Source organism: Pimelobacter simplex (assembly GCF_024662235.1).
Classification (GTDB): domain Bacteria; phylum Actinomycetota; class Actinomycetes; order Propionibacteriales; family Nocardioidaceae; genus Nocardioides.
In genome coordinates, this window is sequence record NZ_CP096276.1 from 3,357,627 (window position 1) to 3,375,721 (window position 18,095).

Consider the following 18,095-nt stretch of genomic DNA (forward strand, 5'->3'; position numbering starts at 1 on the left):
GTGAAGGTCCGAAGTCGCGGTCCGCTCGCGGACGCGCCTCACGACCGGACGAGCACCCGCTGCTGCGGAGCGAGCCGCGAGGCCGGCGCGGACAGCGTGCGCAGGTGGATGTTCTGGAGCAGCCCGATCGCGAGCATCCCCGCGAACATCGACGAGCCGCCGTAGGAGACGAACGGCAGGGGGACGCCGGTGACGGGCATGATCCCGAGGCACATGCCGATGTTCTGGAAGGCCTGGAAGCCGAACCAGCAGGCGATGCCGGCGGCGGCGATGCGGCCGAAGACGTCGTCGGTACGGGCGGCGATGCGCAGGGCGCGCCAGAGGATGACGCCGAGCAGGAGCACGATCAGGGCGGCGCCCACGAGGCCGAGCTCCTCGCCGGCGACGGTGAACACGAAGTCGGTGTGCTGCTCGGGCACGAATCCGGACTGGGTCTGCGAGCCCTGGAAGAGGCCCTGGCCGAAGAGGCCGCCGTTGCCGACGGCGATGCGGGCCTGCTCGACGTTGTAGCCGGCGCCCTTGGGGTCGAGGGCGGGGTTGGTGAACGCGAGGAAGCGGTCGACCTGGTACTCCTTCAGCATCCCGCTGAGGACGGCGAAGGCGGCGGCGCCGATGCCGCCGACGGTGAGGACGCCGAGCCAGCGGCGGTCGGCGCCGGAGGCGGCGATGACACCGAAGACGGTGGCCGTGAGGACGAGCATGGTGCCGAGGTCGGGCTGGGCCAGGATGAGGACGGCGGGCAGGCCGGCGACGAGCAGCATGAGCAGGACGTCGACATTGCCGACCCGGTCGCGCCAGCGCCGGTCGCTGCGCTCGGCGACGACGAGGGCCATGCCGACGATGACGGCGAGCTTGGCGAGCTCGGAGGGCTGGAAGGACATCCCGCCGAGCATCAGCCAGGAGCGCGAGCCGTTGACGGTCGTGCCCATCACCAGGACGAGCAGCAGGCCGACGACGGCGACGAGGTAGCCGATGGGCGCGAGGATCCGCACCCAGCGGTGGTCGGTGACGACGACGAGCGCCATCAGGCCCAGGCCGATGACCACGTTGACCACCTGCTTGAGCAGGAAGGCACGGGTGTCGCCGCCGGTGAGGTCGTCGCGCTCGAGGGTGGCCGACCAGACGAGCACGCAGCCGAGCACCGAGAGCAGCAGGACGGCGGCGAGGAGGACCCGGTCGATCTCGGCCCAGCGCAGGAAGGAGACGCGGCGCGAGGCCGTCGTGCGCTGCGGCCGGGTGCCGGCCTGGATCCGGTTGCTCACTGGTCGTCCCCCTTGCTCCGCCCGGGCGGCAGGATCGAGCCGTCGTCGCCGAAGACCGGCAGGTTGCGCGGCGGCGTGGTGCCGGGGATGGCGGCCTTGTCGGGCTTCACCTGGTCGCCGTCGACGCCGTAGAGCGCCTCCCAGATGGCGCGGATGCCGTCACCGGTCGAGCCGGAGCCGGTACCGCCCTGGCTCATCATCATCACCACGACGTAGTCCTTGGTGTACGACGCCACCCAGCCCGTCGACTGCTTGCCGTAGACCTCGGCCGAGCCCGTCTTGGCGCGGATCTGCACCTTGTCGAGCGGGAAGCCGCCGAGCTTCCATTGCATCGTGCCCACGGTGGCGACGCCCTTGAGCGCGTCGTCGAGGTAGCGCAGCACCGAGGCGGGGATCTTGACCTGGCGGTCCTTCTTGGGCTTGATCTCGCGGATGACACGGCCGTCGGGCGAGACGATCGCCTTGCCGACCCGGGGCTCCCAGAGCGTGCCGCCGTTGGAGATCGCGCCGTACGCGCGGGCCAGCTGGAGCGGGGTGACGATGGTGTCGCCCTGGCCGATGGCGAAGTTGGCCGCGTCGGGCAGGCGGTACTTCCAGCCCTCGACGCAGAACTCGCGGGAGAACTTGTAGACGAAGTCGGAGGTCTTGGCGTCCTGCGGCTTCTTCGCGATGCCGCAGTAGTAGCCCTTCATCGACTCGTAGTAGTCGCGCTTCCACTTGCGGTCCGCGACCCGGCCCGAGGCCTCGCCCGGCAGGTCGACGCCGGTGCGCGAGCCGAAGCCGAACTTCTCGGCCTGCTCGACCAGCGGGTCCTTGGCGTTGACGTCGTCGGGGTCGGAGCCCAGGCTCTGCCAGTAGTGCATGCCGACCTGGTAGAAGAAGGTGTTGCAGGAGACCTCGAGCGCCTTGGCGAACGAGATCGGGCCGTAGCCGGCCGACTCGTGGTTGCGGAAGGCGCGGTTGCCGATCTGCACGGCCGAGGAGCAGTTGAGGATCGTGGACGGCGAGTAGCCGTGGGTCATCGCGCCGACCGTCATGAACGGCTTCCACGTGGAGCCGGGCGCGAACTGGCCCTGGAACGCCCGGGCGAGCAGCGGAGTGCCGGCCGCCTCGGAGTAGAGCCGCTTCAGCTGCTTGTCGGTGATGCCGCCGACCCACACCGAGGGGTCGTACGTCGGCTGGCTGGCCATCGCGATGATCCGGCCGGTCTTGGCCTCGAGCACCACGGCGGCGCCGGAGTCGGCCTCGAAGTTGCGCTTCGTGACCGGGTCGCGGGTGGCGCGCTGGGTGGCGATCATCGTGGCGAGCTGCTTCTCCACGACGCTCTGGACCTTGGCGTCGATCGAGGTGACCAGGGTGTCGCCGGGCTGCGCCTCCAGGTCCGAGACGTCCTGGCGGACCCGGCCCTTGGAGTCGACGGCGACCTGCTGGTAGCCGGGCTGGCCGCGCAGCCACTCGTCGTACTCCTTCTCGACGCCGGCGCGGCCGACGACCGAGGCGCCGTTGACCGAGCTGTCGCCGGCCTCCTCGGCGGACTCGAGCTCGTCCTTGGTGATCGGGCTGAGGTAGCCGAGCAGGTGGGCCGCATTGACGCCGTAGGGGGCGGGGTACTGGCGCACGCTCTGCCGGTCGACGACGACGCCCGGGAAGTCCTCGGGCTGCTCGAGGATCCGCAGCGCCGCGGCCTCGGGGACGTCGAGCGCCACCGGGACGGGCTGGTACGGCGAGCCGTTCCAGCAGGTCCCCGCGACCGCGTCCGCGTCGCCGCACAGCAGCAGCTTGGCCTCGATCTTGGGCACCTTGAGCTTGATGGCGCGCGCCGTGCGGTGGAGCAGCTCGGTGCGGTCGGCGGGCGACATCCGGCCCAGCAGCGTCCGGTCGAGGGAGACCACCCAGATCAGCCGGTTGCTGACCAGCGGACGGCCCATCGCGTCGACGACGAGCCCGCGCTGGGGCTGCACGACGATGTCGCGGACCGACTGGGAGGCGGCCTGGCCCTGATACTGCTCCCCCGAGATCACCTGGAGGTAGTAGAGCCGCGCGCCGAGGGTGGCGAGCAGCGAGAAGACGAGGGTCTGGATGACGACCAGCCGGAGCCGGCTGCGGTGCGAGGCGGTGGCGGACATGTCCTAGACCCGCACCCGCATCCGCTGCTCGGCCCGGTCGGCGGTGAGCCGGCGGAACAGCCAGAACGAGGCGGGGATCGCGAGCAGCGCGACCACGACGTCGAGCACCAGCGCGACGACCGCGACGGTGAGCAGGTCGCCCACCGCGGCACCGGAGTCGCCCAGGAGCAGCCCGGTCAGCGCGAAGACCGACGTGCCGATGAACGAGCCGCCCGCGGCGGCGGCGAGCACCACCGGCAGCGGCGGACGCCGTACGCCCTCGCGGGCGAAGCGGCTGCCGGCACCGGCGTCGCCGGCGTTGTCGTGGACCAGGCGGCCCACGACGTAGCCGACCGCCATCAGGGCGAGCGCCCAGCGTCCGGCGATGTGGTCGGCCGGCGGAGCGATGTCGAGCAGCAGGCCGGCCCCGAAGCCGGTGAGCGTGGCGAAACGGGTGTCGGTGGCCAGCGCCGTGGCGACCACGACGAGAAGCACCAGGTCGGGGACGATGCCGAGCCCGCCGACGTTCCAGGCGAACGGCGGCAGCACGGTCACCTGGAGCAGCAGCGCGGCGACGACCGCGAGCAGGACCGCAGCCAGCCGGGCGGTGGATCCGGTCCTCATCGCTCGAGCCTCAGGCTTTCGTCGGCCTCGATCACGCGGCCGGCGGTGCCGGACGGCACCACCACGCCGACGAGGTCGAGGGCGGTGAAGTCGACCGCGGGCGTGATCTCCGCGCGGTAGGAGGTCTCGCGCAGCGACTCGTAGACCTTGCCGACGGTGCCGATCGGCACGCCGGCGACATAGGGCGCACCGCCCTCGCTCCCCCACGTGAAGACCGCCTGGCCGCTCTTGGGGACGACCTTGCGGTCGGTGAGCTCGAGCTCGAGCCGGTCGTCGACGCCGAGCGTGCCGTGGCCGCGGACGAAGCCGAGCTCCATGTTGTCACCGATCCGGCCGCCGACCGAGGACGAGTCGTCGATGACGAGCAGGACGGTGGCGGTGTGGGCGGTCACCGAGGTGATCCGGCCGACCAGGCCGGCGCCCGCGACGACGGTCATGTCGGGGTGCAGGCCGGCGTCGGAGCCGGCGTCGAGGACCACCGAGCTGCGCGCGGACTGGGCCGAGGACATCGAGATCACCCGGGCCGGGACGAGCGCGTAGCCGATGTCGCCGGCCACGGCCTGGAGGTCCTTGAGGGCCTTGACCTGGTGGGCGTTGTAGCCGGCCTTGTCGAGCTGGTTGCGCAGGTCCTGGTTCTCGGCGACCAGCGCCGCGTTCTCGTCGCGCAGCGTGGCGTTGGAGCGGAAGCTGTCGGGGATCGAGGTGATCGGGCGGACCGCGGAGGCCACGCCGGCCTGGGCCGGGCCGAGCACCTCGCCGGCCACGCGGCGCACCGGGTCGAGCGGCGAGCCGTCACCGCCGGCCTTGTCCACCGCCATCAGGGCGGCGCAGGCGAGGACGAGGGCGACCACGAGCGAGCGCGAGGGGCGCCCGGAGTCGCGCTCGGTGTCGCGCGGGGCGTTGCGGGACGCGCCGGTCCGCCGTACGGGGGCGGGGGGTCGGGTGTCGAGGGTCATCAGAACCGCCGGGGGTTGGTGACCAGCACCTGCTGCAGCGCCTCGAACTCCTCGACGCAGCGGCCGGCGCCCATGGCCACCGAGACCAGCGGGTCGTCGGCGACGTGGACGGGCATGCCGGTCTCGTGGCGGATCCGCTCGTCGAGGCCGCGCAGGAGCGCGCCGCCGCCGGTGAGCACGATGCCGCGGTCCATGATGTCGCCGGACAGCTCGGGCGGGGTCTGGTCGAGGGTCACCCGGACCGCGTCGACGATGGCGTGCAATGGCTCCTCGAGCGCATGGCGTACGTCGGCGCTGGTGACCTCGACCGTGCGCGGCAGGCCGGTCACCATGTCCCGGCCGCGGACCTCGCCCTCGGGCTCGCCGGGGCGCGGGAAGGCCGAGCCGAGCGTCATCTTGACGTCCTCGGCGGTGCGCTCGCCGAGCATGACGCCGTGCTCCTTCTTCATCCAGGCGATGATCGCGGCGTCGAGGTCGTCGCCCGCGGTGCGGATGGAGAGCGAGGTGACGATGCCGCCGAGCGAGATGACGGCGACCTCGGTGGTGCCGCCGCCGACGTCGACGATCATGTTGCCGGTCGCCTCGTGCACCGGCAGGCCGGCGCCGATCGCCGCGGCCATGGGCTCCTCGACGACGTACACGCGGCGGGCACCGGCCTGGTAGCCGGCCTCCTTGACCGCGCGCTGCTCGACCGGCGTGATCGAGCTGGGGACGCAGATGACCATGCGGGGCTTGGCGAAGTAGCGGCGCCGGTGCACGCGCGCGATGAAGTGGCGCAGCATCTGCTCGGTCGCCTCGAAGTCGGCGATCACGCCGTCGCGCAGGGGGCGCAGGGCAGTGATGTTGTCGGGGGTCCGGCCCAGCATCTGCTTGGCCTGGTGCCCCACGGCGATCACCTCGCCGGTGCTGTCGTTGAGCGCGACGACGCTCGGCTCGTCGAGCAGGACGCCCCGGCGGCGGACGTAGACGAGCGTGTTGGCGGTGCCGAGGTCGACGGCCATGTCCCGGCCGATGATGGAGTTCGCCCTCACGCTTCCTCGCAAGACGTCGCCGGACCAGCCGTCTCGGCAGGTCCGCTCGCGCGCGTCTGGGGAAGCCGGCTCACCCCGGGGATTTCGCCGGGGATTTCGCCGGGGAGACCTCCGGGCGCACGCTCCGACGGCCTCCGTCAGCGAGCGTAAGCAAGGAACCCCGTCGTGCGGGGTAGCCACGCCGTGTCGGCGTGGTGTAACGGCCGCGAGGGGCCCCAGGTGTCAGCCGAGGTGCGGGAACCAGAGCGCGATCTCGCGCGCCGCCGACTCCGGCGAGTCCGAGCCGTGCACGAGGTTCTCGCGGTTGGACAGCGAGAGGTCGCCGCGGATCGTGCCCGGGGCGGCCTTGCGGCCGTCGGTCGCACCGTTGAGCGCGCGGACCACCTCGATGGCCTCGTCGCCCTCGAGGACCAGCGCCACGAGCGGGCCGCTGGTGACGAAGGTGCGCAGCGGCGGGTAGAAGTCGCGCTCGACGTGCTCGGCGTAGTGCGCGTCGGCCTGGGCCGCGTCGATGTGGCGGTGCTCCAGGGCGACGATGCTCAGTCCCTTGGCCTCGAACCGGGCCAGCACGTTGCCGACCAGGCCCCGGCGGACCGCGTCGGGCTTGAGGAGGACGAGGGTGCGTTGGGTCACGTGCGTGACCCTAGGCCATGCGTACCGGCCGTTTGTAGGTTGGCCCCGTGGACGAGCCCTGGGACCCCGCCGCGCCGGGCGTGCTCACCCTCCCCTCCGGGCGGCGGGTGCGCGGCCGCGGGCTGAGCCGCCCCCTGCCCGAGGGACCGCTGCCCACCTACGGCGTCTACCTCCTCGGCAAGCAGCCCGAGCCGGTCGCCTGGCCGAGCCGGTGGGTGCGCTGGCCCGACTTCCGCCTCCCCGCCGACCCCGACGACCTGCCCGCCGTCCTGGCCGACGTCCTGCGCCGGTCGGCGTCCGAGCGCGTCGAAGTAGCGTGTTCCGGCGGCCGAGGACGCACCGGTACGACGCTCGCCTGCCTCGCCGTCCTCGACGGCGTCGCCCCGCGCGAGGCGGTCGCCTTCGTGCGCCGCCACTACAGCCCGCACGCGGTCGAGACCTTCGCCCAGCGCCGTTTCGTACGACGCTTCGAGCCCGGCGTCAGCGGCGGTCCAGCGACCGGGTGATCACCTTGTTGGCCGAGCGCTGGAAGCCGCGCACGATGGCCTCGACGGTGAGCCGGCGCAGGGTGGCGATGGTCGCCTCGAGCTGAGCGGCGTCCTCGCGGGAGTGGCTGCGGTCGCGGCGCCAGGGCTCGACGACCTCGTCGTGCAGGACGACGGTGAGCTCCTCGGCGAGCGCCGACATGTGCCGCTCGATGGCCTCGCCCGCCGCGCGCATGCCGGCCACGGGGATGTCGACCTGGAGCAGCTCGACGGCGACGTCGAAGCCGTGCACGGGCGTGTAGCGGACCCGGCCGCGCTCGTCGGTGACCCGGCGCAGCATGCCGAAGTCCTCGATGAGGGCGACCTCCTCGTCGGTGAGCCGGCGCCCGGCGTGCTCGTCGAGCTGGCGGCGGGTGAGCTCGGCCGGCTCCCCCACGGTCCACGAGGTGAGCATCGCCCGCTGGACGGCGAGGTCCTCGACGCCGGCGTCGGCGGGCAGCGAGGCGAGGTACTTCTCGATCGCCTGGAGGGTGAACCCGTGGCCCTGGAGCGCCCGGATCATCTCGAGCCGGGCGAGGTGGGTGTCGTCGTACCAGGCCATCCGGCCGCGGCGCGCGGGCGGCGGGAGCAGGCCCAGGCTGGCGTAGTAGCGGGTGGTGCGCACGGTCAGCCCGGCGGTCGAGGCGAGCTCGTCGATGGTGCGCAGGCCCTCGTCGCGCTCGGACGACGGCCCCGACTCCACTCCGGCGACTGCACTCATGACTGTCACAGTACGGCTGTCATTTCACCGATGCAACGCGGCGATGGACGCGGGGGTTGACGTAGGTCACATCGCCGGGGACAGTACCGGTGTGACAGTTCTACTGTCATTCTCGGCTGCCCCACGAGAGACAGGAGCGACGATGCCGGCCACCAGCGCTGCGCGCGTCCTCCCGGCGCTCGCCCGGCCGCTCGGCGAGGTCGTGGGGCTGCTGCGGTTCGGCCGGCAGGTCTTCGCCGCGCTCCTGGCCACGATCACCGGGCGCCGCTTCCCGCTCGCCGAGACGGTGCTCCAGACCTGGTACGCCATCCGGGTCTGCACGCTGCCCGCACTGGCGGTCTCGGTGCCCTTCGGCATCATCCTGGCGCTCCAGGTCGGCGTCCTCGCCCAGGAGGTCGGGGCGGTCTCGTTCACCGGCGCCGGCAACACGCTCGCCGTGGTCCGCCAGGCCTCTCCCCTGATCACCGCGCTCATGCTCTCCGGCGTCGCCGGCTCCGCGATCTGCGCCGACCTCGGCTCGCGCAAGATCCGCGAGGAGATCGACGCGATGGAGGTGATGGGCCTGCCGGTCGTCGAGCGTCTGGTCGTGCCCCGGATGCTCGCGATCATCCTGGTCGCGGTGCTGCTCAACGGCGTCGTCATGTTCTTCACGATCATCACCACGCTCGGCGTGAGCGTCGTGCTCCAGGACCTGCCGCCGGGCAGCTACCTCGCGTCGGTGACGACGCTGGCGCAGCTCTCCGACCTGTGGCTGTCCTTGACCAAGGCGGCGATCTTCGCGGTCATCTGCGCCGTGGTCGCGTCGTACAAGGGGCTGCGGGCCGACCGCGGCCCGACCGGTGTGGGCGAGGCGGTGACCAGCGCGGTGGTCACCAACTTCGTGCTGCTGTTCGCCGCCAACTTCGTCATCTCCCAGGTGCACAGCACGTTCGCCGGAGGTCCGATCGGATGACGGCCCCCACCGGTACGACGCCCGAGGTCGTCGCCGTCGTCGACCGCGCGGTCGTCGGCCCGCTCGCCGGCATCGGCCTGCAGCTCGTGCTCGCCTGGCGCGCGGTGGCGGCGCTGCCGATCGCGCTGACCCGCTACCGCGGCGAGATCCGCCGGGTGCTGGCCGACGTGACGCTCGGCTCCGGCATCTTCCTGGTCGGCGGCGGCGTCGTGGGCGTCGTCCTGCTGCTCTCGACGCTGACCGGCACCGAGGTCGGCCTGGAGGGCTACCAGGGCCTCGACGTGATCGGCCTGGCGCCGCTGACGGGCTTCATCTCCGGCTACGCCAACACCCGCGAGCTGGCGCCGATGGTGGCCGCGCTCGGCTTCGCCGCCCGGATCGGCTGCGGCTTCACCTCGCGCCTGGGCGCGATGCGGATCAGCGAGGAGATCGACGCGCTCGAGTCGATGGCGATCCGGCCCATCCCCTACCTGATCAGCACCCGCCTCGTCGCGGCCTGGATCGTCGTGCTGCCGCTCTACCTGATCGGCCTGGTCGGCACCTACGTCGCCACCGACGTCATGGTGACCACGTTCTACGGCCAGTCGGCGGGCACCTACGACCACTACTTCCGCACGTTCGTCGCGCCGATCGACGTCATCTACTCCGCGATCAAGGTGGTCGTGCTGACCACCGTCGTCACGCTGATCCACTGCTACCACGGCTTCACCGCCACCGGCGGCCCCGAGGGCGTGGGCCGGGCGACCGGCCGCGCGATCCGGGCCAGCATCATCTCGCTCACCGTCGTCGACATCCTGCTGACGCTCGTCCTGTGGGGCGTCGACCAGCAGGTCCAGATCTCCGGGTGAGGGGGCCGACGGCACGATGAGCGAGTTCCTCTTCCCGCACAGCAAGGTCGATCCCGTCGTGCTGCGGCTGCGCCTGGCCGCGGTGGGCCTGGCCGGCTTCCTGGTCCTCGGGCTGTTCGCCGGCGTGCTCGGCCTCCAGACGCTCGGCGTGCTCAGCGGCGACGTCCGGGTCACCGTGCAGCTGCCGACCGTGGGCGACACGCTCGGCATCAACTCCGACGTCAAGTACAACGGCCTGCGCGTGGGCCGGGTGACCCAGGTCGATCCCGCCGGGCCGACGGCCGAGGTGCTGGTCGCGCCCGAGCATGCCGCGCTCATCCCCGCGGAGGTGAGCGCCCGGGTGCTGCCCGGCACCCTCTTCGGCAACGAGTACGTCGACCTGGTGGCCGCCCGGCCGAAGGCCGCGGCCGCGCACCTGGCCGACGGCGCCGTCGTCCCGGCGGACACGTCGGTGGCGACGCTGCGCCTGATGGACACCTTCTCCGCCACCCAGCGGCTGCTCGCCGCCGTCGACCCCGCCCAGTGGGACGTCGCGCTCTCCCAGCTCGCCGACGCGCTCGACGGCCGCGGCGCCCGGCTCGCCGAGCTGGTCCGCGACGGCGACGCCTTCCTCGGCCGCTGGACCGCGCTCCAGCCCCAGGTACGCCGCGACGTCGACCTGCTCACCCGCGACCTCGACCTGGCCGCCGACGTCGAGCCCCGGTTGATCTCGGCGCTGCGCGACACCCGTCCGCTGGCCCGCACCCTGGTCGAGCAGCAGGAGGGCACGACCACGCTGCTCACCGGGACGACGGCCCTCACCGACGACGTCGGGACCTTCCTGCGCAGCCACGGCGCGGCGACCGCCCGCCTGCTCAACGCGACGGCCGCCAACCTGGACGTGTTCGCCCAGCGGTACCCGGCGTTCGCCCTGCTCCTGCGCAAGGTGCCGACCCTGCTGCGCAACGGCGCCGCAGCCGTCGAGAACGGCCGGATCCAGATGGAGGGCGTGCTCGCGCCCCAGCTCCTCGACCCCTACGACGCGAGCGATCCCGCGGACTGCCCGACGTACCGGGGCCTGCGCGGCCGGTGCGGAGGCGGCCGATGAGCCGCCAGCTTAGCGAGCTGCGCCGGCACCGGGGCGCGGTCCTCGGCGTGGCCGTCTTCGCCGCGGTCGCCGTCGTGCTCACCAGCATGGTCGCGGGGACGCTCTCGCGCTCGACCAGCGGCGACACGATCAGCGTCACCGCCGTCTTCCGGGACGCGACCGGCCTGCGCTCCGGGGACGACGTCCGCGTGGCCGGCGTGCGGGTCGGCCGGGTCACCGGCACCCGCGTCGGCACGGGCGACGAGCGCGGTCTCGCCGTCGTCACGCTGAGCGTCGCCGCCGGCCAGCGCCTCCACGGCGACGTGGTCGCGGCGGTCGACTACCTCAACCTGATGGGCCAGCGGTACGTCGCGCTCTCCCGGCCGGCCGACGCCGCGGACACCGCCGGGCGGCTGCGCGACGGCGACCGGATCCCGCTCGCGCGGACCCGTCCGGCGCTCGACCTGACCGCGATGTTCAACGCGTTCGAGCCGATCTTCGACCTGCTCCAGCCCGGCGACATCAACCAGCTCGCCACCGACATCGTCCAGGTGCTCCAGGGCCAGGGGCCGACGCTGCGCCACCTGCTCGACCAGACCGCCGAGCTCACCTCCGGCCTCGTCGACCGGGACGCGACGCTCGCCCGGGTCGTCGACAACGTGACGCTGGTGCTGCGCACGACCGACGAGCACCGGGCCGAGGTGACCGCGCTCGTCGACGGCCTCGCCTCGCTCACGACCGGACTGGCGAAGGACGAGGACCGGATCGCCACCAGCCTCGACTCCCTCGTCCGGCTGTCGGCGACGACGGCCGACCTGGTCGACGAGGCGGGCGGTCCGGTCGTCGACGTCGCCCGGCTCAGCAACCCGTGGTTCCGCTACCTGGCCGAGCGGCGCGACCTGCTCGCCCGGACCGGGGGCGCCGTCCCGAAGCAGCTCGACACCTACCTGCGCACGCTCGGCTACGGCAGCTACCTCAACGTCTACGTCTGCACCCTGCGTGCGGGCCTGGCCGGGGTGCCCACCACGGTCGACCTCGGCGTCACCGGCGACCGGTTCTCGAAGAGGTGCCGCTGATGGCCCGCCTCGGCTGGCCGCTGCGGGCCGTCGCCGCGGCCGTGGTGCTCGGCCTGCTGCTGCTCGGCGTCCGGGCGCTCGGCGGCGATCCGTCGTACCACGTGCGGCTGCGGCACGCGGCCGGCATCGAGCCCGGGGACGACGTACGGGTCGCGGGGCTCAAGGTCGGCAAGGTCCGTGCCGTCACCGCCGACCGGGACCAGGTCGACGTCCGCTTCTCGCTCGACCAGGCGCCCGCCGACCTCGAGGTCACCACCGACAGCACGGTCGAGGTCAAGCTGCTCTCGATCCTCGGCGAGCGCTTCCTCGCGCTCTCCCCCGGCACCGGCGACGCCCTCGCCGACGGTGCGACGATCGGCGTGCGGCACGCGGTCGACAGCTACACGATCGAGCGCTTCTGGCTGGAGTCCACGCCCCAGGTCGAGGCGCTCGACCTCGACCGGGTGCAGCAGGCGATCGACGTGCTCGCCACCGACCTGAAGGTCGCGCCCGACAGCCTGCGCGACGCGCTCGACGGGATCGCCGGCGTCTCCGCGATCGCCCAGGGCCGCGAGCAGCAGCTCGACGACCTGCTCGCGTCGACCCGTGCGGTCACCCGGCTGGTGCTCGACCAGACCGGCCGGCTCGACCAGGTGCTCGGCAGCGGCACCACCGTGCTGCGGATGGTGCAGGAGCGCCAGGCGACGCTGCGGGCGCTGCTCACCGACGCGCACCGCTTCGTCACGGGGCTCACGGCCGTCGTCCGGCAGAGCGCGCCACAGCTCACCCCGGCGCTGCGCGACCTGCGCCGCGTCCTGAAGGTGCTCGACGAGCACCGCGCCGACCTGGAGCGCACGATGCGCCTGGCCGGGCCGACGATGCGCGTGTTCACCAACGCCACCGGCGACGGCCCGTGGCTCGGCGTCAACGCGCCGTGGGCGATCGTCCCCGACGACCTGGTCTGCTCGGTCACGCCGGAGGACTGCCGATGAACCGCCGTCTCCTGCTCGCCGGCCTCGTCCTCGCGCTGGTCGCCGCGGCCGCGCTCTCGGGCGCGCGCCTGGTCGGCGGCGACGACCCCGAGGACCTCGTCGTGACGGCCGACTTCGTCGACACCACGGGCGTCTACGTCGGCAACGACGTCACCTACCTCGGCGTCAAGGTCGGCGAGATCGTCCGCATCGATCCCCGCGGCACGACGATGCGCGTGGTGCTGCGCCTCTCCCCCGACACCCGGGTGCCCGCGGACGCCGGCGCGGAGATCCTCCAGGGCTCGCTGGTCACCGACCGGTTCATCGAGCTCGGCCCGGCCTGGGACGGCGGCCCGACCCTGCGCGACGGCGCGCACATCGAGGCCTCGCACACCCGCGCCCCGGCGACGGTCGACGAGATCGCCACCGCCGTCGACGACCTGGTCCAGGCGCTCGACGGGACGCTCGGCAAGAACAACCGGAACGGCAAGGGGCTCGGCGACGTCCTCGCCACGACCGCCCGCGCCCTCGACGGCAACGGCCCCCACCTGCGCGCCGCGCTGGCCGAGAGCCGCGACGCGCTCGCCCTGCTCAACACCAAGGACGCCGACCTCACCGCGGTCAGCAAGAACCTCGTCGCCCTGGTCACCACCCTCGCCGAGCGCGACCGCGCGCTGCGCACCTTCACCCGCGCCGCGGCCGACACGGGCGGTGTCCTCGCCGACCAGCGCGAGGAGCTCGTCGCCACGCTCGACAGCCTCGACGAGCTGACCCGGCTGGCCGACCGGTTCCTCAAGGACAACGGCGACGTGCTCGGCGACGACCTGGCCGGGCTGGCCGACGTGGTCGGCATCGTGCGCCGGCACCAGGACTCCCTGGAGGAGGCCTTCGACACGATGCCCACGATGGCCGAGAACTTCGCCCGCGCCTACGACTGGGACCTCGGCCGGCTGCGCGTGCAGTTCGCGTTCAGCGCCGGGCCGTTCGCGGCGATGTTCCGCGACCACACCTGCCGGGTGTTCGCGACGACCCTGCTCGGCGAGACCGGCACCCGGGCCTGCGCGCTGCTCTTCAACGGCCAGGGCACGGGCGTGCTCGACCCGATCCTCGACGGGGTCTACAACGGCCTGCCGGGGGCGATCCCGTGACCGGCCGCTGGCGGCGGGGCGCCGCCGCGCTCACCCTCCTCCTCGGCACCGGGCTCGGCGCCGCGGGGTGCGGACTGACCCTCGAGGACGTCCCGCTGCCGAAGCTCGTCGACGGGCCGACGTACCCGTTGACGATCGAGTTCACCGACGCCCTCAACCTCCCGGTCGACGCCCCGGTCAAGCTCGACGGCGCGACGGTCGGCCAGGTCACCGCCGTCGAGGCGGGCGACTACGTCGCCGAGGTCGAGCTCGCGCTGTCGACCAGCGTCCGGCTGCGGACCGGCTCCCGCGCGGAGATCCGGCTGACCTCGCCGATGGGCACCGCCTTCGTGCAGCTCTTCCCTGCCGACCGGGGCGAGGTGCTCGCCGAGGGAGCGACCATCCCGGCCACCGCGACCGGCGCCGCGCCCGACGTCACCGACCTGCTCAGCGCGCTGTCGACGGTCGTCACCGGCGGCAGCTTCGCCGACATCTCCACCATCGTCCACGAGCTCGACACCGCGCTCACCGGCAACGCCGATGACGTACGACGCCTGCTGGGCCGGCTCGACACGGCCGTCACCGACCTCAACCAGGACCTCCCCCGCCTCGACCGGCTCACCGCCGCGCTCGACCGGCTCACCACGCGCCTGACCCGCGACCTGCCCGTGATCACCCGCGCGCTGACCGACCTCACCGGCCTGGTCGGCGCGCTGGACGAGCAGCGCGACGAGCTCGTCGCCGCGCTGGCGTCGCTGCAGCGCTTCGACGCCGTCGCCACGCCGCTCACCCGGGCGGTCCGGGCCGACCTGGTGGCCCAGCTGAAGGACATGCGGCCCGTCGTCCAGTCGCTCCTCGACGGCCGCAAGGACGTCGACGGCGTGATGGCCGGCCTCGTCGCCTTCGCCGAGGGCAGCGACCGCGCAGCCCCCGGCGACTTCGCGAACTTCGACCTCACGTTCCTGCTCGACCTGAAGGCGCTCACCGCGACGGGAGCACCGCGATGAACGACTCCGCCCGCGTCTGGCAGCGCCGCAGCCGGCTCGCGCAGGTGCTGATCCTGCTCATCCTGGTCGGCGGCGTCGTCTACGTCGCCGACACCGTCGTCGGCGGCTCGCTCTTCCACCGCCCGCGCACGATCACCGTCGAGCTCCCCCAGGCCGCTGGGCTGCACGAGGGCTCGGTGGTGACCTACCGCGGCCAGCGGATCGGCGAGGTCAGCGACGTCCGGCTCTCCGACGCCGCTGGTGTCGGTGCCGTCGCCACGCTCAAGATCGAGACCGACGTCGACCTGCCGCGCGACAGCGAGATGCAGGTGCGCAACCTCTCCGCCGTCGGCGAGCAGTACCTCGACGTGCGCCCCCGCAGCGACGGCGGCCCCTACCTCGCCGACGGCGCGACCGTGCCGGTCGCCGACACCACGGTGCCGCTCAGCGTGCCGGAGGTGCTCGCCCACGCCCAGGGCCTGATGACGCACCTCGACGTCGCCGACATCCGCACCATCGCCACCGAGACCTCCGCGATCTTCGGCGACGGCGACCAGGACGTCGACCTGCGCTCGCTCGCCATCGAGATGGAGACCGCGTTCGCCCTGCTGCGGCGGCTCGAGCCCGACCTGACCACACTGGTCCGGCGCGCCGAGACCCCGTTGCGGACGGTCGCCGACCTCGACCCCGAGCTGCGCCGGCTCTCCGCCGACCTCGAGGCGATCGCGCGGTCGCTGGCCGCCGCGACGCCCGCCGTACGCCGGACGGTCGTGACCTCGCTCGACCTGCTCCCGCGCCTGCAGCGCTGGTGGGAGGCGGCCTCGCCGGAGCTGCGCCGGATGCTGCGCGACGGCGTACCCCTCAGCGAGATGGCCGCCCGGCACCTGCGCGGGCTCCAGCACTGGCTCGACTGGGCGCCCGTGCAGGCCGACGTGATGGCGGGCAGCACCCGCGACGGCAGCGGCCGCGTCGTGCTGGTGCCGCGCATCCTCAAGAACTGCGTCTACGACCGCAGCGTCCAGCGCGACATCCAGGACACCCGCCGCCGCGAGCCGCGCACCGACGTCCGCTGCACCGACCCGCCGCGCGGCACCCAGGGCCGCGGCTCCGCGCACGTACCCCAGCAGTAGTCCCCCACCCGCACACCGAGAGGAACCCGATGAGCACCGACACCCTGACGATCCGCGCCGAGATCGAGCAGGAGATCGCCGGCCTCACCCTGCCGATCGCCCTGGCCCGCACCGCCGACGCCGAGGGCGACCGCCCGGCGTACTCCGACAAGGTCGGCATCGACATGTCCGCCGGATATGGGGCCGGCTGGCGCACCATCGGCTGGACCGAGCTGCGCGAGCGCGCGCTCGACGTGGCCGGCGCGCTGGCCGCCTCGGGCGTCGCGGCCGGCGACCGGGTGGCGCTCATGGCGAGCAACCGGATCGAGCACGTCGTCGCCGACCTCGGCGCGGTGCACGCCGGCGCGGTCTCGATGTCGGTCTACAACACGCTCTCCCCCGAGCAGGTCTCGTTCGTCGCCGGGCACGCCGAGCCGGCGGTCGTCGTCCTGGAGAGCGCCGACCACCTGGCCCGCTGGGAGCGCGCGCTGTCCGAGAGCACGTCGGTCCGCCGCGTCGTCCTCGTCGACGCCGAGGCACCCGCCGGCGACGACCGCTTCGTGCGCTGGGACGACTTCGTCGCCGAGGGTGCGGCCTGGCGCGCGGACCACGCCGCCGACCTGGACGCGCGGATCGCCGCGATCGCGCCCGACGACGCGCTGACGATCCTCTACACGTCGGGCACGACCGGCAATCCCAAGGGCGTCGTGCTCACCCACCACGCGGTGCTCTACGAGTGCGCGTGCTCGCTGCGCACGGCCGCGCCCACGCAGCACAACGACTTCATCTCGTACCTGCCGTTCGCGCACATCGCCGAGCGCACGCTGGGCATGTACATCCCCCAGGTCAACGGCGCGCACATCCACCTCATCGCCGATCCCGCGCTGCTCCTCGGCGCGCTCGGCGAGGTGCACCCGACGCGCTTCTTCGGCGTCCCGCGCGTCTGGGAGAAGATCAAGACCGGCATCTCCGCCAAGCTCGCCGCCGAGACCGACCCGGACAAGAAGGCACAGGTCGAGGCCGCGCTCGCGATCGGCCTGGAGTACGTCGAGGCCCAGCAGACCGGCCACACCGTCTCCCCCGAGCTGGAGGCCCGCTTCCAGGCGGCCGATGCCGGCCTGCTCGCCTTCCTGCGCGCGCTGCTCGGTCTCGACCGCTGCGAGTGGGCCGCGTCCGCGGCCGCCCCGATGCCACTGGAGGTCGCGCGCTTCTTCGCCGGGCTCGGCCTGCGCATCTACGACGTCTACGGCATGACCGAGACCTGCGCCGCCGTGACCGCCTGCGGCCCCGACGACTTCCGCCTCGGCACCGTCGGCCGTGCGCTGCCCGGCATCGAGATCACGCTCGGCGAGGACAACGAGATCCTCGCCCGCGGCCCGGTCGCCTCGAAGGGCTACTACAAGCAGGACGACGCCACCGCCGCGCTCATCGACGCCGACGGCTGGGTGCACACCGGTGACATCGGCGAGCTCGACGCCGACGGCTTCCTCAAGGTCGTCGACCGCAAGAAGGAGATCATCGTGACCTCCTCCGGCAAGAACATCGCGCCCTCCAACATCGAGAACTACCTCAAGGAGAGCCCGGTCGTGGGCCACGCGCTGGTCTTCGGCGAGGGCCGCCCCTATGTCGTCGCGGTGCTCACGCTCGACGCCGAGATCGCGCCGCTGGTCGGCGCCCAGCTCGGCATCCCCGCCGGTACGTCGCTGGCCGAGCTCGCCGAGCACCCCGCTATCCAGGCGGTGGCCCAGCAGGCCGTCGACGCCGCCAACGAGCGGCTCTCGCGTCCCGAGCAGGTCAAGGCCTGGGAGCTGCTGCCGGTCGAGTGGACCGCCGAGTCCGAGGAGCTCACCCCGACGCTCAAGCTCAAGCGCCGCGTCGTCCACGCCAAGTACGCCGACGTCCTGGAGCGGCTCTACGGCTGAGGCCCGGCCCGTCGTGGGGCCGCGCCCGGCCGATCGTGGGGTAACACGCTGTCCACCTGCCTTCGCGCCGCTTGTCGTTGCTTCCACGCCGTTGCGGTCGGCGTGTCGCGACGACAACCGCCGACCAGCAACGTGGACAGCGTGTTACAGCGGCAGGGGCCGGGCGCGGGCCCCCGGGGGACCCAGTGCCCCAGGGAGCACAC

At 73.0% G+C, this 18,095-nt stretch carries 17 protein-coding genes; 10 read left to right on the forward strand and 7 right to left on the reverse strand.

Annotated features, from left to right (window positions below):
• Positions 1–38: 38 nt before the first annotated feature.
• From rodA to ndk, 6 genes are all read right to left on the reverse strand, one after another.
• Entirely contained in the window at positions 39–1,262 is a 1,224-nt protein-coding gene (gene rodA, locus M0M48_RS16465) for a rod shape-determining protein RodA (RefSeq protein WP_257751962.1), read from the reverse strand.
• Positions 1,259–3,388: a penicillin-binding protein 2 gene (mrdA, locus tag M0M48_RS16470; protein WP_215814865.1), complete on the reverse strand. Its 2,130-nt coding sequence runs from the start codon at positions 3,386–3,388 to the stop codon at positions 1,259–1,261. Before mrdA ends, rodA begins: the two co-directional genes overlap by 4 nt.
• 3 nt (positions 3,389–3,391) lie before the next feature.
• On the reverse strand, positions 3,392–3,991 hold the full coding sequence (gene mreD / locus M0M48_RS16475; protein ID WP_257751963.1) for a rod shape-determining protein MreD: 600 nt from the start codon (positions 3,989–3,991) through the stop codon (positions 3,392–3,394).
• On the reverse strand, positions 3,988–4,947 hold the full coding sequence (gene mreC, locus M0M48_RS16480; protein WP_257751964.1) for a rod shape-determining protein MreC: 960 nt from the start codon (positions 4,945–4,947) through the stop codon (positions 3,988–3,990). Before mreC ends, mreD begins: the two co-directional genes overlap by 4 nt.
• Complete coding sequence (locus M0M48_RS16485) at positions 4,947–5,978, reverse strand: rod shape-determining protein (protein WP_308220322.1); 1,032 nt, start codon at positions 5,976–5,978, stop codon at positions 4,947–4,949. The genes mreC and M0M48_RS16485 overlap by 1 nt, the downstream gene beginning before the upstream one ends.
• A gap of 222 nt (positions 5,979–6,200) precedes the next feature.
• Positions 6,201–6,611, reverse strand: coding sequence for a nucleoside-diphosphate kinase (gene ndk, locus M0M48_RS16490; RefSeq protein ID WP_215814862.1), 411 nt, complete (start codon positions 6,609–6,611; stop codon positions 6,201–6,203).
• A gap of 47 nt (positions 6,612–6,658) precedes the next feature.
• Between ndk and M0M48_RS16495 the strand changes: the two genes are divergently transcribed.
• Positions 6,659–7,117, forward strand: a complete 459-nt coding sequence (locus M0M48_RS16495) for a protein-tyrosine phosphatase family protein (protein WP_215814861.1) — start codon at positions 6,659–6,661, stop codon at positions 7,115–7,117.
• Here the strand turns inward: M0M48_RS16495 and M0M48_RS16500 are convergent.
• Entirely contained in the window at positions 7,092–7,856 is a 765-nt protein-coding gene (locus tag M0M48_RS16500) for a MerR family transcriptional regulator (protein ID WP_215814860.1), read from the reverse strand. The genes M0M48_RS16495 and M0M48_RS16500 overlap by 26 nt on opposite strands.
• A 142-nt stretch (positions 7,857–7,998) precedes the next feature.
• Between M0M48_RS16500 and M0M48_RS16505 the strand changes: the two genes are divergently transcribed.
• From M0M48_RS16505 to M0M48_RS16545, 9 genes are read left to right on the forward strand one after another with little or no spacing between them, the layout of a single operon-like run.
• A complete protein-coding gene (locus M0M48_RS16505; RefSeq protein WP_215814859.1) occupies positions 7,999–8,808 on the forward strand; it encodes an MlaE family ABC transporter permease in 810 nt (269 codons plus the stop codon).
• The gene (locus M0M48_RS16510; protein WP_215814858.1) at positions 8,805–9,656 is read left to right on the forward strand and encodes an MlaE family ABC transporter permease; all 852 of its coding nucleotides are present in this window, start codon (positions 8,805–8,807) and stop codon (positions 9,654–9,656) included. Before M0M48_RS16505 ends, M0M48_RS16510 begins: the two co-directional genes overlap by 4 nt.
• Before the next feature lie 16 nt (positions 9,657–9,672).
• A complete protein-coding gene (locus tag M0M48_RS16515; RefSeq protein ID WP_257751965.1) occupies positions 9,673–10,743 on the forward strand; it encodes an MCE family protein in 1,071 nt (356 codons plus the stop codon).
• Positions 10,740–11,798 carry an MCE family protein gene (locus M0M48_RS16520; RefSeq protein WP_257751966.1) on the forward strand — a complete coding sequence of 353 codons (1,059 nt, stop codon included), beginning with the start codon at positions 10,740–10,742 and terminating at the stop codon, positions 11,796–11,798. Before M0M48_RS16515 ends, M0M48_RS16520 begins: the two co-directional genes overlap by 4 nt.
• Positions 11,798–12,769, forward strand: coding sequence for an MCE family protein (locus M0M48_RS16525; RefSeq protein ID WP_257751967.1), 972 nt, complete (start codon positions 11,798–11,800; stop codon positions 12,767–12,769). Before M0M48_RS16520 ends, M0M48_RS16525 begins: the two co-directional genes overlap by 1 nt.
• Positions 12,766–13,896 (forward strand): MCE family protein, encoded by a 1,131-nt coding sequence (locus M0M48_RS16530; RefSeq protein WP_257751968.1) that lies wholly within the window; start codon positions 12,766–12,768, stop codon positions 13,894–13,896. Before M0M48_RS16525 ends, M0M48_RS16530 begins: the two co-directional genes overlap by 4 nt.
• Positions 13,893–14,882, forward strand: coding sequence for an MCE family protein (locus M0M48_RS16535; protein WP_257751969.1), 990 nt, complete (start codon positions 13,893–13,895; stop codon positions 14,880–14,882). The genes M0M48_RS16530 and M0M48_RS16535 overlap by 4 nt, the downstream gene beginning before the upstream one ends.
• Complete coding sequence (locus tag M0M48_RS16540; protein WP_257751970.1) at positions 14,879–15,991, forward strand: MlaD family protein; 1,113 nt, start codon at positions 14,879–14,881, stop codon at positions 15,989–15,991. The genes M0M48_RS16535 and M0M48_RS16540 overlap by 4 nt, the downstream gene beginning before the upstream one ends.
• 29 nt (positions 15,992–16,020) lie before the next feature.
• Positions 16,021–17,892 (forward strand): AMP-dependent synthetase/ligase, encoded by a 1,872-nt coding sequence (locus tag M0M48_RS16545; RefSeq protein ID WP_257751971.1) that lies wholly within the window; start codon positions 16,021–16,023, stop codon positions 17,890–17,892.
• Positions 17,893–18,095: the final 203 nt, after the last annotated feature.